General features: G+C 69.6%; 14 protein-coding genes. 6 read left to right on the top strand and 8 right to left on the bottom strand.

Features of this window, described 5'->3' with window-relative positions:
• Window positions 1–54: 54 nt before the first annotated feature.
• The gene (gene yaaA / locus ASD38_RS03715; RefSeq protein ID WP_056457687.1) at window positions 55–822 is read right to left on the bottom strand and encodes a peroxide stress protein YaaA; all 768 of its coding nucleotides are present in this window, start codon (window positions 820–822) and stop codon (window positions 55–57) included.
• A gap of 105 nt (window positions 823–927) precedes the next feature.
• Between yaaA and ASD38_RS03710 the strand changes: the two genes are divergently transcribed.
• Entirely contained in the window at window positions 928–1,254 is a 327-nt protein-coding gene (locus ASD38_RS03710; protein ID WP_056436296.1) for a hypothetical protein, read from the top strand.
• Between the two features lie 147 nt (window positions 1,255–1,401).
• Here ASD38_RS03710 and ASD38_RS03705 read toward each other — a convergent pair whose 3' ends face one another.
• Window positions 1,402–2,811, bottom strand: coding sequence for an FAD-binding oxidoreductase (locus ASD38_RS03705; protein ID WP_056435731.1), 1,410 nt, complete (start codon window positions 2,809–2,811; stop codon window positions 1,402–1,404).
• A gap of 67 nt (window positions 2,812–2,878) precedes the next feature.
• Here ASD38_RS03705 and ASD38_RS03700 point away from each other — a divergent pair, with 67 nt between their 5' ends.
• Both ASD38_RS03700 and ASD38_RS03695 read left to right on the top strand, forming a co-directional pair.
• Window positions 2,879–3,157: a type II toxin-antitoxin system VapB family antitoxin gene (locus ASD38_RS03700; protein ID WP_235523748.1), complete on the top strand. Its 279-nt coding sequence runs from the start codon at window positions 2,879–2,881 to the stop codon at window positions 3,155–3,157.
• Window positions 3,154–3,549 carry a type II toxin-antitoxin system VapC family toxin gene (locus ASD38_RS03695; RefSeq protein WP_056435736.1) on the top strand — a complete coding sequence of 132 codons (396 nt, stop codon included), beginning with the start codon at window positions 3,154–3,156 and terminating at the stop codon, window positions 3,547–3,549. The genes ASD38_RS03700 and ASD38_RS03695 overlap by 4 nt, the downstream gene beginning before the upstream one ends.
• A gap of 160 nt (window positions 3,550–3,709) precedes the next feature.
• Here the strand turns inward: ASD38_RS03695 and ASD38_RS03690 are convergent, their stop codons facing one another.
• The 4 genes from ASD38_RS03690 to ASD38_RS03675 are packed head-to-tail and all read right to left on the bottom strand — an operon-like array spanning window position 3,710 to window position 6,979.
• The gene (locus ASD38_RS03690; RefSeq protein WP_056435739.1) at window positions 3,710–4,027 is read right to left on the bottom strand and encodes a hypothetical protein; all 318 of its coding nucleotides are present in this window, start codon (window positions 4,025–4,027) and stop codon (window positions 3,710–3,712) included.
• A 5-nt stretch (window positions 4,028–4,032) separates the two neighbouring features.
• Window positions 4,033–5,010: an L-threonylcarbamoyladenylate synthase gene (locus ASD38_RS03685; protein WP_056457684.1), complete on the bottom strand. Its 978-nt coding sequence runs from the start codon at window positions 5,008–5,010 to the stop codon at window positions 4,033–4,035.
• Entirely contained in the window at window positions 4,941–6,311 is a 1,371-nt protein-coding gene (locus ASD38_RS03680) for a YceI family protein (protein WP_056457680.1), read from the bottom strand. The genes ASD38_RS03685 and ASD38_RS03680 overlap by 70 nt, the downstream gene beginning before the upstream one ends.
• A 50-nt stretch (window positions 6,312–6,361) precedes the next feature.
• Window positions 6,362–6,979, bottom strand: coding sequence for a YceI family protein (locus ASD38_RS03675; protein WP_056435744.1), 618 nt, complete (start codon window positions 6,977–6,979; stop codon window positions 6,362–6,364).
• A 173-nt stretch (window positions 6,980–7,152) separates the two neighbouring features.
• Between ASD38_RS03675 and ASD38_RS03670 the strand changes: the two genes are divergently transcribed.
• Window positions 7,153–8,898, top strand: a complete 1,746-nt coding sequence (locus tag ASD38_RS03670; protein WP_056457677.1) for an acyl-CoA dehydrogenase — start codon at window positions 7,153–7,155, stop codon at window positions 8,896–8,898.
• Window positions 8,899–9,081: 183 nt separating this feature from the next.
• Here the strand turns inward: ASD38_RS03670 and ASD38_RS03665 are convergent, their stop codons facing one another.
• Window positions 9,082–9,564: a peroxiredoxin gene (locus ASD38_RS03665; RefSeq protein ID WP_056457675.1), complete on the bottom strand. Its 483-nt coding sequence runs from the start codon at window positions 9,562–9,564 to the stop codon at window positions 9,082–9,084.
• Window positions 9,565–9,684: 120 nt separating this feature from the next.
• Here ASD38_RS03665 and ASD38_RS03660 point away from each other — a divergent pair, with 120 nt between their 5' ends.
• Together ASD38_RS03660 and ASD38_RS03655 are read left to right on the top strand one after the other, a co-directional pair.
• Window positions 9,685–10,269 carry a YqgE/AlgH family protein gene (locus tag ASD38_RS03660; RefSeq protein WP_056435754.1) on the top strand — a complete coding sequence of 195 codons (585 nt, stop codon included), beginning with the start codon at window positions 9,685–9,687 and terminating at the stop codon, window positions 10,267–10,269.
• Window positions 10,270–10,432: 163 nt separating this feature from the next.
• Window positions 10,433–11,203: a DUF1311 domain-containing protein gene (locus tag ASD38_RS03655; RefSeq protein WP_056457672.1), complete on the top strand. Its 771-nt coding sequence runs from the start codon at window positions 10,433–10,435 to the stop codon at window positions 11,201–11,203.
• A gap of 62 nt (window positions 11,204–11,265) precedes the next feature.
• On the opposite strand, the gene ASD38_RS03650 is transcribed toward ASD38_RS03655, so the two are convergent.
• Window positions 11,266–12,933: a putative bifunctional diguanylate cyclase/phosphodiesterase gene (locus tag ASD38_RS03650; protein ID WP_056435762.1), complete on the bottom strand. Its 1,668-nt coding sequence runs from the start codon at window positions 12,931–12,933 to the stop codon at window positions 11,266–11,268.
• Window positions 12,934–12,953: the final 20 nt, after the last annotated feature.

The raw sequence follows: 12,953 nt of genomic DNA, 5'->3' as shown, positions 1-12,953 counted from the left end.
ATATAGCTCGCCCTTGCGATGGGCGAGTGCTTATAAATTCATCGTTAGATGAAATTATGGCTGGAGGCGAGCGAAAACCCAGTCGGCCGGCGTGGAAAGGTCGGCGCGATATTTGTAGCCGTCCAGGTCGAAGGCCCTGAGGTCGGCGGCCTTGTCGATGCGGTTGTCGACGGCGAAGCGGGCCATGCGGCCGCGGGCCTTCTTGGCGAAGAAGCCCAGCACCCTCAGCGTATTGCCCTTCTCTTCCTTGAAGTGGCAGGTGACGGTCGGCAGCTTCAGGGCCTTGGCGTCGACGGCCCCGAAATATTCCTGGCTGGCCAGGTTCACCAGGGTGGGGTCGGCGTGGTCCTTGGCCGCGGCGTTCAGGGTCTTGGCGATGGTCTCGCCCCAGAAGTCGTAGAGGTTCGAGCCCCTCTTGGTCTTCAGCCGCGTGCCCATCTCCAGGCGATAGGCCTGCAGGGCGTCCAGCGGACGCAGCAGGCCATAGAGGCCCGACAGGATCCGCAGGTGGTCCTGGGCCCAGTCCAGCGCCGGGCGGTCCAGTTCACGGGCGTTGAGGCCGGCATAGACGTCGCCGTTGAAGGCGATGACCGCCTGCAGGCCGTCCTCGACCTGGGCGTCGAAGGCCTGAAAGCGCTGGTAATTCAGGTCGGCCAGCTTCTCGGAGATGTGCATCAGGCGACGCAGGTCGGCCGCGGTCAGCTTGCGCGTCACCTTGGCCAGCTCGGCGATCTGCGGCTTCAGCTCGGGCGTGGTGAGCGGCAGCACCTGATCGGGCGCGGTGAAGTCCAGCGACTTGGCGGGGGAGATGACCATCAGCATGGCGGTGCAGATAGAGCCTCGGAGCGGCCACGGCTAGTGCGGTCGGGCTGGACAAGGGCGCCGCGCGCCGCGATGTTGCCGCCCCTTTCGCCGGACCGCCCGACCATGCCCCAGATCCTTGGCCTCCTGGCCGCCCTGACCTGCCCTCTGGTGATGTTCGTCGCCCTGTTCCTGGTGATCCGCACCCCGGGCCTGAAATGGCGCATCGCCTGGGCGGTGCTGTGCTTCGTCGGGGTCGGGGCGTTCTGGATGCGAGCGTCGGACGGGATGTGGGGCTTCGTGCCGGCGGCGATCAACCTGCTCGGCCCCGGCCAGCAGCCGGGCTTCTACAAGGCGACATTCCCGATCGGGGCCCTGGCCTCGATCTTCGTCTGCCTGAGCGTCCGGCGCGCCCAAGCGGCGGCGGCGAAACGGCGCCAGGAGACGGATTAGACCGTCTTTTTTAATCCGCTCATCCCGGCGAAGGCCGGGACCCAGATCCCATAGCGGTGTGTTGGGCTGGATTAGCTCTGAGCTTCAGGAACTCACCCCAAAGCCATTCCATCTGGGTCCCGGCCTTCGCCGGGATGAGCGGAAAAATTAGAACAGCACGCGCGGGTTCATGATCCGCTTGGGGTCCAGGGCCGCGCGGACGGCGCGCAGGGCCTCGACCTCGACGGCGCCCTTGTAGCGCAGGGCCTCGACCGACTTCATCGCCCCCAGGCCGTGCTCGGCGCTGATCGAGCCGTTCATCGAAGCGACGATGTCGTGGACGATCCGAGCGCCCTCGTCGCGCAGGGCGTCGTGCGGGTCGTCCGCCGCGCCGTCGGCCCGCAGCACGTCGTAGTGGACGTTGCCGTCGCCGACATGGCCGAAGGCCACCACCCGCACGCCCGGCCACCGGGCCTCGACCGCCGCGGTGGCCTGGTCGATGAAGTCGGCCACCTTGGACACCGGCACCGAGACATCGTGCTTCCAGGCCGCCCCCTCGGGCTTCTGGCCGCCGGACTGGTTCTCGCGCACCGCCCAGAAGGCGTGGGCCTGGGCTTGCGTCTGGGCGATCGCGGCGTCCTGGATCAGGCCGGTCTCCAGCGCGCCGGCCAGCAGCCGCTCCATGGCCGCCTCGGCCGCGCCGGGCTCGCCCGAGGCGGTCTCGATCAGCACGTACCAGGGATGCACCGCCTCCAGCGGCTCGCGCAGGCCCGGTATGTGCTTAAGCGCGAAAGCGACACCCAAGCGGCTCATCAGCTCGAAGGCCTCGACCGCGCCACCGGTCTCGTCCTTGGCCCTGGCCAGCAGGGCGATGGCGTCATGCGGCGTGGCGACGGCGGCGACGGCCACGCAGCGCGAGGCCAGCAGCGGATAGAGCTTCAGGCTGGCGGCGGTGATGATCCCCAGCGTGCCCTCGGCCCCGATCAGCAGGTGCTTGAGGTCATAGCCGGTGTTGTCCTTGCGCAGCCGCTTCAGACCGTTCCAGACCTCGCCATTGGGCAGCACCGCCTCGATCCCCAGGATCTGCTCGCGCATGACGCCATAGCGCAGCACCGCCGTGCCGCCGGCGTTGGTCGAAGCCAGGCCGCCGATCGTGCACGAGCCTTCCGAGGCCAGGCTCAGCGGGAAGCGGCGATTGACGCTCAGGGCCACCTCGTGGGCCTTGGCCAGGGTGACCCCGGCCTCCAGCACCATGACGTCGTCGAAGGCGTCGACGTCCCGCACTACAGTCAGCTTTTCGGTCGAGAGAAGGATCTCGCCCTGCGGGATCTGGCCGGCGACCAGGCCGGTGTTGCCGCCCTGCGGGGTGATCGCCACGCCTTCGGCCGCGCAGATGCCGACCACCGCGGCGACCTGATCCGTCGAGCGCGGCAGGGCCAGCAGTGGGGTCTGGCCGGACCACCGCCCGCGCCACTCCCGCAGCTTGGGCGCCAGCCGGTCGGGATCCTGGCTCCACCCGCCCTCGCCGAGCACGGCCTTGAGGCGGGAGACGACATCAGCGGGAACGGGCTTGGTCATGGTCGCGGAGGATACGCTTCTGGATACCGTGCTGTCAGTATATACTGCGGGCTATACGGAGGCGCCGATGGGCATCCTGATCAAGAACCCGGAGGCCGAGCGCGCTGTCCGCGAACTGGCCGAACTGACCGGCGAGAGCCTGACCACCGCCGTGGAAATCGCGGTGAAGGAGCGGCTCGAGGCCAAGCGCGCAACGCCGCCGAAGCACAAGCCGCGCAGCGTCGCGGAGATGCGCGCCATCACCTGGAAGTACCTGACGCCGGAAGCGCGCGCCGGCCTCATCCCGCCCATCACCAAGGCCGACTTCGACGCGCTCAACGCCATCCCGGGTGTCGACGACGAATGAGACTCGTCGTCGACACCTCGGCCCTCGTAGCGATCGCGACCGAGGAACCGGAATGCGACTCGTTCATCGAGCAGTTGGAAGCCGCCGACGAAAACCTGATCTCGCCCATGAACTACGTCGAGGCGGGCGTGGTGCTGACCACGCACGGCCTATTCACCTCGCGCGACGCGATCGACGCCTGGCTCGCGGACTATCGTGTCCAGATCGCGCGGGAGCCGGCGATCGAGGCCGCCGCCCTCGACGCCTATCTGAAATTTGGCAAGGGGCGGCACCCCGCGAAGCTGAACCTCGCCGACTGCTTCGCCTACGCCCTAGCCAAGTCGCTGGACGCGCCGCTGCTTTACAAAGGCGATGACTTTCCGCTGACGGACGTGCGCTCGGCGCTCGATTAGACGCTGTGGGCCGCTCGGCGTCACGGCGCGAATTCCCCGTCCTTCGACAAGCTCAGGATGAGGAATTCGAACGCCGACGCCGCAGCAGCAGCCCTCATCCTGAGCTTGTCGAAGGACGAGGGCGGCCCGCAGGCGCTCGCCTCCTTGCCGTCTACAGAGCCTACCCCGCAGCCGGGTCCGGCATGCCCCGAACGTCGCGCCAGTATTCCTCGCGCACGTCGTCGTCGATCACCGGGGGTTCGCCCGCGCCCTTGTAGAGGCGGTCGTCGCCGGCCTTGCGCGCCTTGGCGATCCAGAAAGGCTGACCGGTTTCGGTATCGCTGAAGTTGGCTTTCAGCCCCGAATTCCGCAGCGCCTCGAACGTACGGCCGCCGTAGTAGAGGGTTTCGCCGGTCTTGGAGAACCTGACGCGTCCGATCCGCGCCGGACCGTTCAGCCCCTTGGACTTGTCCTCGAGATACATGATGCGGAATTTCATCGGCTCTATCCTATGAACCCGGCCGCGCGCCGCAGCCGGTCATTGATCGCCTCGCCCAAACCTTCGTCGGGGATCGGCGCGACGGCGATGCCGGCGGGCTTGGCGCGGTCGGCGGCGCGCAGGAACGCGAACAGGTTGGCCGCCGCCTCGGCCAGATCGCCCGAGGGGCTGAGGTTGAACACGCCCTCCCCCGCCGGCCAATCCCCAAACGCCAGAAACGCCTCGCCGGGTTCGGGCGCCGCCGCCTCGATGCGCACGGGCGCGTCGGGCGCGTAGTGCAGGGCCAGGCGGCCAGGCGAGCGCCTGGCGTCGTTGTCGGCTTCGGCCAACGGACCGACCACGGCTTCCAGCTGGGCGCGGGTCACCGCGCCGGGGCGCAGCAGGCGGACGGGACCGTCGAGCAGGGCGACGACGGTGCTCTCCAACCCGACCGCGCAGGGCCCGCCGTCCAGGGCGACGGCGGCCTTGTCGCCGGTCTCGGCCACGGCGTCGTCGAAGGTGGTGGGGCTGGGCCGGCCCGAGCGGTTGGCCGAGGGCGCGACCACCGGCCCGCCGAACGCCGCCAGCACGGCGCGCGACAGCGGATGGCCGGGCACGCGGATGGCCACGGTGTCCAGCCCGGCCCGGGCCAGGTCGCAGACGGCGGCGGTGTCACGAACCGGCGCGACGATGGTCAGCGGGCCCGGCCAGAAGGCGGCGGCCAGGGCCAGGGCGCGATCGTCGAGGGCGGCGATGCGCGCCGCCGTCTCGGCGTCATGGACGTGGGCGATCAGCGGATTGAAGCGCGGGCGGCCCTTGGCCTCGAAGATCGCCGCGACGGCCGCGGGGTTCGAGGCGTCGGCGCCCAGGCCGTAGACGGTCTCGGTGGGCAGCAGCACCAGGCCGCCGTCGGCGAGCGCCTTCGCGGCGGCGGCTACTTCCGCTTGGCCGTGATGGCGAAGCTGACCTTCACCTTGCCGCCGATCTGATCCGTAGACGCCCATTCGCCCTGTCCAACCCCGAACGCCGTCCGGTCCAGGGTGGTTACACCGCGCGCCGTGGCCGTGTCGCCGTCGATCTTCAGGGTGAAGGGCAGGCTGACCGGCTTCTTGACGCCGCGCAGGTCCAGCGTCCCGTCGGCGACGAACCTGCCCTCGCCGGTCTTGCGGAACTTGCTGGCGGTGAAGGTGGCCTTGGGATGGGCGGCGGCGGCGAAGAAATCGTCGCTGGGCAGGCTGGCGTCGCGCTGGTCGTCGCCGGTGGCGGCCGAGGTCATGTCGATGCCGACGGTCAGCTTGGAGCGGTCCAGGGCGTCGGGCGAGAACAGGATGTCGGCGGTCCAGCGCTTGAACTGGCCGTCGATCGCGTCGCCGGCCCAGGTGGCCGAGAAGCCCAGGGTCGAGCTCTTGGCCACGGTCCAGGCGACGGGGTCCTTCAGAGGATTGTCCGGTTGCGCCGGAGCGGTGGCGGCGGCCGGAGCCGCGATCGGCGCGGGGCCGCTGGCGGCCTCGGTCGCGGCGGCGGGTTCGGCGCTGGGCGTTCCGGCCTGGGCGTCGGCGAGGTCGGCGGGGGCGGCGGGCGCCGGAGCGGCGTGCTTGACCGTCGGCCGGTAGGCGTAGCCGGCGGCGACCATGGCGATCAGGCCGACGGCGGCCAGCCAGGCGCGCGGCTCCAGCCAGCCCGGCCGGGCGCCCGGGGCCATGTGGTTCAAGACCTCGTCGCGATCGAGGATCTGGTGCTTGGCCACCGCGCCCAGGTGCAGGGCCAGCAGGCCGTAGGTCAGCTTGACCAGCAGGCCGTGGCCGGTCTCGCCGATCTCGTGCCACAGGTGCTTCGGCCCGGGGGCCAGCTCGGGCAGGAACGGCAGGTGCGGCCACGGGATGGTCCCGTACAGCAGGGTCGGGATGTTCAGCTTGCTGGCCGACACCATGATCCAGCCGGTGATCGGCAGGCCGATCATGATCACATAGAACGCGACATGGACCACTTGCGAGGCGATGACCTCCCAGCGCGGCTGGCCCACCGGATGCGGCGGCGGCCTGTGGAACAGCCGCCAGGCCAGACGCGTCAGGCTGAGCAGCAGGATCGTGATGCCGATCGATTTGTGCAGTTGGAAGATGGCGTAGGTGGCCGGCCCCTTGGGCTCGTCGCCCATCCGCCAGCCCAGGATGACCTGGAACAGGATGGCGGCGGCGATCAGCCAGTGCAGGGCGATCGCCACCCCGGTGTAGCGAGCAGAGGGTCTGTTGCGTTGGTGCGAAGGACCCGCCGCCGAGGCGGTTTCGATAGGCGTCTCGGCGGTCATGGTCGTCCTCGTCTCAAACTAGGGTCTCGTTCGTCCTAAGGCGGACGATCCTACTTCTTCGGATTGAACTCGATCTCGATCAGCAGGTCGACATCGTCGCCCACCATCGGCACCAGGTGGGTGAGGCCGAAGTCCGAGCGCTTGATCTTGCCGGTGGCCGAGAAGCCCATGATCTGCGAGCCGAACGGGGTCTTGGCGTAGCCGTCATAGACCACGTCCAGGGTCACCGGCTTGGTCACGCCGCGGAAGGTCAGATCGCCGGTCAGCTTGCCCGGCTCGACCTTGGTCGAGACGAAGGTGATCTTCGGATACTGGGCGCCGTTGAAGAACTTCGGATCCGTGCCGATTTCCTTGTTGAAGTCGGGCAGGCCCGTATCGACGGCCGTGGCGTCGATGGTCACCGAGATCTTGGTGTCCAGCGGCTTGGCCGGATTGTAGTCGTAGGCGGCGTCGACCGCGCCCTGCGCGAAGCGGAAGGTGTATTTCGAAGCGCCGAAGTGGCGGACCTTCATGGTCACGCTGGTGTGGCGCTTGTCGATCGTCCAGGTCCCGGCCGGAGCCGCGGCCGGATCGGTGACGGCCTGGGCGGACGCCACGGCCGGCAGGACGGCGACGGGCGCGGCCAGGAGGGCCCCAACCAGGAGGGCGGAGGCAAGGCGGCGGTTCATGAGGAAGGCTCCAAACTGTAATAGCAGCAGTTGCTGAACCCCCAACTTAGGAAGCTTGGCCCCGCGATGAAGGGACCGCCCTTCACGAAGCCGTGATCGGTTCGGCTTTGCACCCCGCGCCGCAGCATCTAAACGAAGTTCACCTGAGCCCGCCGCCCGATCGGACCTGTCCCATGACCTACCGCGCCCCCGTCCGCGATCTCGCCTTTGCCCTGAAACACGTGGCCGGCTTCGACCGCCTGGCCGCCGCGTTCCCGGAGGCCGACGCCGACACCGTGGAGGCCGTGCTGCAGGCCGCCGGGGTGTTCGCCAGCGAGGTCCTGGCTCCGCTCAACCGGGCCGGCGACCTGGTCGGCGCCAAACTGGAAAACGGCGTGGTCCGCGCCGCGCCCGGCTTCGCCGAGGCCTATCGCCAGTTCGCGGAAGGCGGCTGGACCAGCCTGGCGGCCACTCCCGAGCACGGCGGCCAGGGCCTGCCCAAGACCCTGGAGGTGGCGGTGATGGAAATGGTCCAGGCCGCCAACATGGCCTTCGGCCTGTGTCCGATGCTGAGCCTGGGGGCCATCGAGGCCCTGGACCACCACGGAACCGAGCGCCAGAAGACCCTCTACCTGCCCAAGCTGGTGTCGGGCGAGTGGACCGGCACCATGAACTTGACCGAGCCCCAGGCCGGCTCGGACCTGGGCGCCCTGACCACGATGGCCACGCCGGACGGCGACGGCGGCTACACCCTGTCGGGCCAGAAGATCTTCATCACCTGGGGCGACCACGACGCCGCCGACAACATCCTGCACCTGGTGCTGGCCCGCACGCCCGACGCCCCGCCCGGCGTGAAGGGCATCTCGCTGTTCCTGGCCCCCAAGCTCATGGTCGAAGAGAGCGGCGGCCTGGGCGCGGCCAACGCCCTGCGGGTCGGTGGGCTGGAGCACAAACTGGGCATCCACGGCTCGCCCACCTGCGTGATGCTGTACGAGGGCGCCAGGGCCGAGCTGGTCGGCGGACTGGGCCAGGGCCTGGCCCACATGTTCACGATGATGAACGCCGCGCGCCTGCAGGTCGGCGCCCAGGGCGTGGCCATCGCCGAGCGGGCCTACCAGCAGGCGCTGGACTTCTCGCTGGAGCGCGCCCAGGGCCGTTCGGCCTGGACCGGCGCCCAGCCCTCGCGCCTCTACGACCATCCCGACATCCGCAAGACCCTGGTGCTGATGAAGGCCAGGATCGAGGCGGCCCGGGGGATCTGCCTGTCGACCGCCGTGGCCGCCGACCTCTCGACCCACGCGGCGACCGAGGAAGAGCGCGGCGCCGCCAAGCTGCGCGAGGAACTGCTGACCCCGATCGCCAAGGCCTGGTCCACGGATATCGGCGTCGAGGTCGCCTCGCAGGGCGTGCAGGTGCACGGCGGCATGGGCTTCATCGAGGAGACCGGCGCGGCCCAGCACTATCGCGACGCCCGCATCGCCCCGATCTACGAGGGCGCCAACGGCATCCAGGCCATCGACCTGATCGGCCGCAAGCTGGGTCTGGCGGAAGGCCAGGCGATCGGCGACCTGATGGACGACATGCGCGACACCCAGGAGGCCCTGGAGACGGCCGGCGGCGCGCTGGGCGGCGTGGCCCTGCGCTTCAAGGCGGCGTTGGACGCGGTCGGCTCGGCCACCGCCTGGCTGATCGAACGCCGGGCCCGCGCCATGCCCGACGCCCTGTCGGGGGCCACGGCCTATCTGAAGCTGCTGGGTGACACGGTCGGCGGCTGGATGCTGGCCAAGGGGGCGCTGGCCGAGCCCGCGGGCCTGCGCTTGGCCCTGGCCCGGGTCTATGGCGAGAACGTGCTGGCGACCGTGCCCGGGCAGGTCGCGGCGGTGACGGGCGGCTCGGCGGATCTGGAGAGCGTGACGCCGGAGATGCTTGGCGCACACTGACTTGCCTCCACCTGACCGCTTCGCCGGCCTGTCGCGGCGAGGGGGCGGAGGAGACGCGTCTTCCTCTTCCCCTTCTGGGGGAAGACGGTCGCGAAGCGACCCGTAGGGGGCAAGTGTTCGCCGCGACGAAAAAGGGCGGCTCCTCGCGAAGCCGCCCTTCCCATGTCGGAAGCTCGAAGGCCCCTACAGCTGACCCAGCATGTAGTCGGCCGACGAGACCTTGAATTCCCCGCCCTCTTCGACGTTCAGGGTCTCGACCAACCCGTCCTTGGCGATCAGCGAATAGCGCTGCGAGCGCAGGCCCATGCCGAACTTGCTGCCATCGAACTCCAGGCCGATGGCCCGGGTGAACTCGCCGTTGCCGTCGGCCAGCAGCAGCACTTCGTCGGTGATGCCCTGGTCGGCGCCCCAGGCCTTCATCACGAACAGGTCGTTGACCGAAACGCAGGCGATCGTGTCGACGCCCTTGGCCTTCAGGTCGGCGGCCTTTTCCTTGAAGCCCGGCAGGTGCTTGGCCGAGCAGGTGGGGGTGAAGGCGCCCGGGACGGCGAACAGGGCGACCGTCTTGCCCTTGAACAGATCGTCGGTGGTGACCGGGGCCGGGCCCTCGGCCGTGCTGGTCATGAAAGTCGCCGAAGGAAGCTTGTCGCCAACCTTGATCGCCATGTGCGGTGTTCCTGCTCTGCGTGTTCGTTGAAAGCGCGCAACGGAGATAAAGGCCCCGGAGCGGATCGCCAAGGGAAGGTTAGACTTGAAACCGACGCGTTCCGATCCGATCCTCTTAAGATGGACTCACATCGCACGGATCAGGGAGCCTTCCTCGCCGGACAGATGCTGGTGGCCATGCCCGGCATCGAGGATCCGCGCTTCGAGCGCGCCGTGCTGTATGTGTGCGCCCACGACGCCGAGCAGGCCATGGGCCTGGCGGTCAACCGCCCGGTCGAGGGCCTGACCCTGTTCGAACTGCTCAACAATCTGGGCGTCGCGCCGGAGATCGAAGCCGGCGGCGACCTGGTGATGCTGGGCGGTCCCGTCGAGCGCGAACGCGGCTTCGTGCTGCACACCGACGACTATGTCTCGCCCGACTCCACGGTGCCGGTGGCCGACGGCCTGGCCCTGACCGTGACCCGCGACGCGCTGGACGCCTTGGGCAGCAAGATCCGCCGGCCGCGCCACGCCATCCTGGCCCTGGGCTATTCCGGCTGGGGTCCCGGCCAGTTGGAGCAGGAACTGCGGGACAACGTCTGGCTGATCTGCGACGCCGACGAAGCCTTGCTATTCGGCGATGACTACGACAACAAATGGACCATGGCCTTGGCCAAGATCGGAATCACCGCTGATCATCTGTCGTCCCAAGCCGGTAGAGCTTGAGTAGACGACCCCGCAATCACCCGGTGGAAACCTGGGGTTAACCTGTATTATACTGCGCGCTTGTAGCGGTTATATTCCGCCATAGTCACGCTGTTGCTTTTTCAAGCCGTCACGGGGGACCCGGCTCGCGCATACATGCGTGACGTGTGGTCAGGACAGTGGCATGGCTTACCTGCGTCTCACATCGCCAACGAACGACAACTGGGCGGCCCGGGACAACGACAACCCGCCGCCCGAAACCTGGGGCCAGCGCCGCTACGGCGTGATGCCGCCTCCCAGGCGACCGCTCGGCGGAAACATACTGCTGGGGATGATCGCCATGCCGCTGGGCGTCTGGGGCCTGTGGCTGCTGATGGGAAGCGAACCCGTCGAGCCCGCGCCTCGGCCGCTGGTGTTCCAGGTGCCGCCTCCCGAAACGCCCCTGGCGGTCGCCGCGGCCGACGCCCGGCGCGGCCTGAAGATCGTCCTGTCCACGGACTCCCGCCCCGTGGCCCATCCGGAGACTTGGGGGGCCCTGCCGACCGCCGCCGGCGCGCCCGTGGTCGCCACGCCCCTGGCCGACGCCTCGCCGCCGGAGGACGCGGCCGGCTGCCGCGACGCCCCGACCCTGGCGGCCCAGATGACCTGCGTCGACCCGACCCTGCGCGAGGCCGAGCAGCGGATGGGGGCGGCCTATGAGGCGGTGCTGGCGGCCGGGGTCTCGCCGGCGGCCCTGGGGCGCTCCCAGGCCCGCTGGCTGGCCACGCGGGACGTGATGGCCCAGTCGTCGCCCGAGGACCTGCTGGTCGCCTACCAGCAGCGCGAAAGCCAGCTGCGCAGCTTCGCGGTCGCGCTGGAGCTGCGGGCTGGATCCGTGGGTCAGCGGAATGCAACGTCCGAAGCCCCTCCCCCCGTGGGGGAGGCGATCGCGCAGCGATCGGTGGGGGGAGCCTGACGGGTAGGGCGGATCACTCCCCCTCCGTCGGTTTCGCCGACGCCTCCCGACAAGGGGAGGATTTAGCCCCGGGCCTTCACCGGCGCGGCGCCGTCGACATAGGCCTCGTTCAGATAGACCTCGGCCTCCTGCGGCGACAGGGCCGGCGCATAGCCGAAGCCCTGGCCGTAGTCGCAACCCAGCGATTGCAGGGCGCGGGCCATTTCGGCGTTCTCGACGCCCTCGGCGACGACTTCCAGGTCCAGGTCCTGGCCCAGCTTGACCACCGAGCGGACGATCTTGGCCGAGCCGGCGTTGCTGCCCATGGTCCGCACGAAGTAGCGGTCGATCTTCAGCGTGTCGAACGGCAGGCGCGTCAGGTAGGACAGCGACGAGAAGCCGGTGCCGAAGTCGTCCAGCGCCAGGCCGGCGCCGGCTTCGCGCAGCGTCTTGAGGATCATCGCGGCCCGCTCGGGATCGCGCATGATGTCGCTTTCGGTGACTTCCAGCTTCAGGGCGCCGCGCGGCAGGTCGTGCTCCTTGAGCACCTGACGCACGTCGTGGACCAGGCCCGGACGATCGATCTCGCCGGTCGACAGGTTGACGCTGACGGTCAGGGCGCCGACGGCCGGGTGCGAGGCGCGCCAGGCGGCCAGCTGCCGGGCCGAGGTGCGCATCATGTGCTCGCCCAGCTCGCTCATCAGGCCCATCTCCTCCACCAGCGGGAGGAACTCGTCGGGCGGCAGCATGCCGCGACGGGGGTGGATCCAGCGGGCCAGAGCCTCGAAGCCCGACAGGGCGCCGGTCGACAGCCGCACCACGGGCTGGAAGAAGGGGGTGATCTCGCCCCGGCCGATGGCCCCGCGCAGATCGGCCTCCAGGGCCAGGCGCGACAGGCCGTCGGTCTCCATCGAGCGGCCATAGGCGGCGGCGCCGCCGCGGCCCACGGAACCGGCCGCCTCGACGGCCAGTTCGGCGCGGCGCAGCAGTTCGGCCGCCTCGGGGGCGTCCTCGCCGCCCTCGGCCGATACGGCGCCGATCGACAGGGTCGGGTGGATGTCGAAGCCGGCCACCCGCAGGGGCTGCTCCAAGGCGTTGCGCAGCAGTTCGGCGGGCTCGAAGCCGGACGGATCGCACAGCACCGCGAACTCGTCCTCGCCGATCCGGCCCAGCAGGGCCTCTGATGGGAAGGCGGCGGCCAGGCGCGAGCCCAGGGCGGCCAGCACCAGGTCGGCGCGTTCGTGGCCCAGGGCCTCGTTCAGGCGGCGCAGGCGGTCGACGTCGGCGACCACCAGCTCATGCACGCCGCTCTTGCCCAGCCGCTCGCGGGCCTGGGCGATGAAGCTCTTGCGGTCCAGCAGGCCGGTCAGGGTGTCGCGCTCGGAGGCGGCGAACTTGACCTCGGGGGCGATGACGCCGGCGGCGCGCACCCCGTCTTCAAGCCAGGTCCCGCGCCAGATGCAGATTTCGCCGTTGCGCATGCGCAGGCGGGCGACGATCTCGCTGCCTGGCGGGCGAACCTTGAGGATGTCTTCGGCCTGGGCGCGGTCCTGCGGCAGGGTCAGGGCGCGGAAGGCGGCGGAGGAGCAGTCGGGGGCCAGCGGTCCCAGGCCCAAGGCGCGCGCCGCGCCGTTGACGCGCAGTCGGTCGGACTCGGGCTCCCAGAGCCACAAGACGACTTCGGCGGCGCCCAAGGCCTCCAGCGTGGCCGTGGCGTCCCATACGCGTCGCTGACTGATCTTGAACGACATGCCCTGATCCCGCGCCCGAA

Source organism: Caulobacter sp. Root487D2Y, assembly GCF_001427165.1.
In the GTDB taxonomy this organism is placed as follows: domain Bacteria; phylum Pseudomonadota; class Alphaproteobacteria; order Caulobacterales; family Caulobacteraceae; genus Caulobacter.
This window is presented reverse-complemented; position numbering and strand designations above follow the sequence as displayed.

What these genes read in the sequence shown, in the direction of transcription:
- yaaA (WP_056457687.1), bottom strand. Translation starts at nt 822, where the DNA reads ATGCTGATGGTCATCTCCCCCGCCAAGTCGCTGGACTTCACCGCGCCC.
- ASD38_RS03710 (WP_056436296.1), top strand. Translation starts at nt 928, where the DNA reads ATGCCCCAGATCCTTGGCCTCCTGGCCGCCCTGACCTGCCCTCTGGTG.
- ASD38_RS03705 (WP_056435731.1), bottom strand. Translation starts at nt 2,811, where the DNA reads ATGACCAAGCCCGTTCCCGCTGATGTCGTCTCCCGCCTCAAGGCCGTG.
- ASD38_RS03700 (WP_235523748.1), top strand. Translation starts at nt 2,879, where the DNA reads ATGGGCATCCTGATCAAGAACCCGGAGGCCGAGCGCGCTGTCCGCGAA.
- ASD38_RS03695 (WP_056435736.1), top strand. Translation starts at nt 3,154, where the DNA reads ATGAGACTCGTCGTCGACACCTCGGCCCTCGTAGCGATCGCGACCGAG.
- ASD38_RS03690 (WP_056435739.1), bottom strand. Translation starts at nt 4,027, where the DNA reads ATGAAATTCCGCATCATGTATCTCGAGGACAAGTCCAAGGGGCTGAAC.
- ASD38_RS03685 (WP_056457684.1), bottom strand. Translation starts at nt 5,010, where the DNA reads ATGGGCGTCTACGGATCAGATCGGCGGCAAGGTGAAGGTCAGCTTCGC.
- ASD38_RS03680 (WP_056457680.1), bottom strand. Translation starts at nt 6,311, where the DNA reads ATGACCGCCGAGACGCCTATCGAAACCGCCTCGGCGGCGGGTCCTTCG.
- ASD38_RS03675 (WP_056435744.1), bottom strand. Translation starts at nt 6,979, where the DNA reads ATGAACCGCCGCCTTGCCTCCGCCCTCCTGGTTGGGGCCCTCCTGGCC.
- ASD38_RS03670 (WP_056457677.1), top strand. Translation starts at nt 7,153, where the DNA reads ATGACCTACCGCGCCCCCGTCCGCGATCTCGCCTTTGCCCTGAAACAC.
- ASD38_RS03665 (WP_056457675.1), bottom strand. Translation starts at nt 9,564, where the DNA reads ATGGCGATCAAGGTTGGCGACAAGCTTCCTTCGGCGACTTTCATGACC.
- ASD38_RS03660 (WP_056435754.1), top strand. Translation starts at nt 9,685, where the DNA reads ATGGACTCACATCGCACGGATCAGGGAGCCTTCCTCGCCGGACAGATG.
- ASD38_RS03655 (WP_056457672.1), top strand. Translation starts at nt 10,433, where the DNA reads ATGGCTTACCTGCGTCTCACATCGCCAACGAACGACAACTGGGCGGCC.
- ASD38_RS03650 (WP_056435762.1), bottom strand. Translation starts at nt 12,933, where the DNA reads ATGTCGTTCAAGATCAGTCAGCGACGCGTATGGGACGCCACGGCCACG.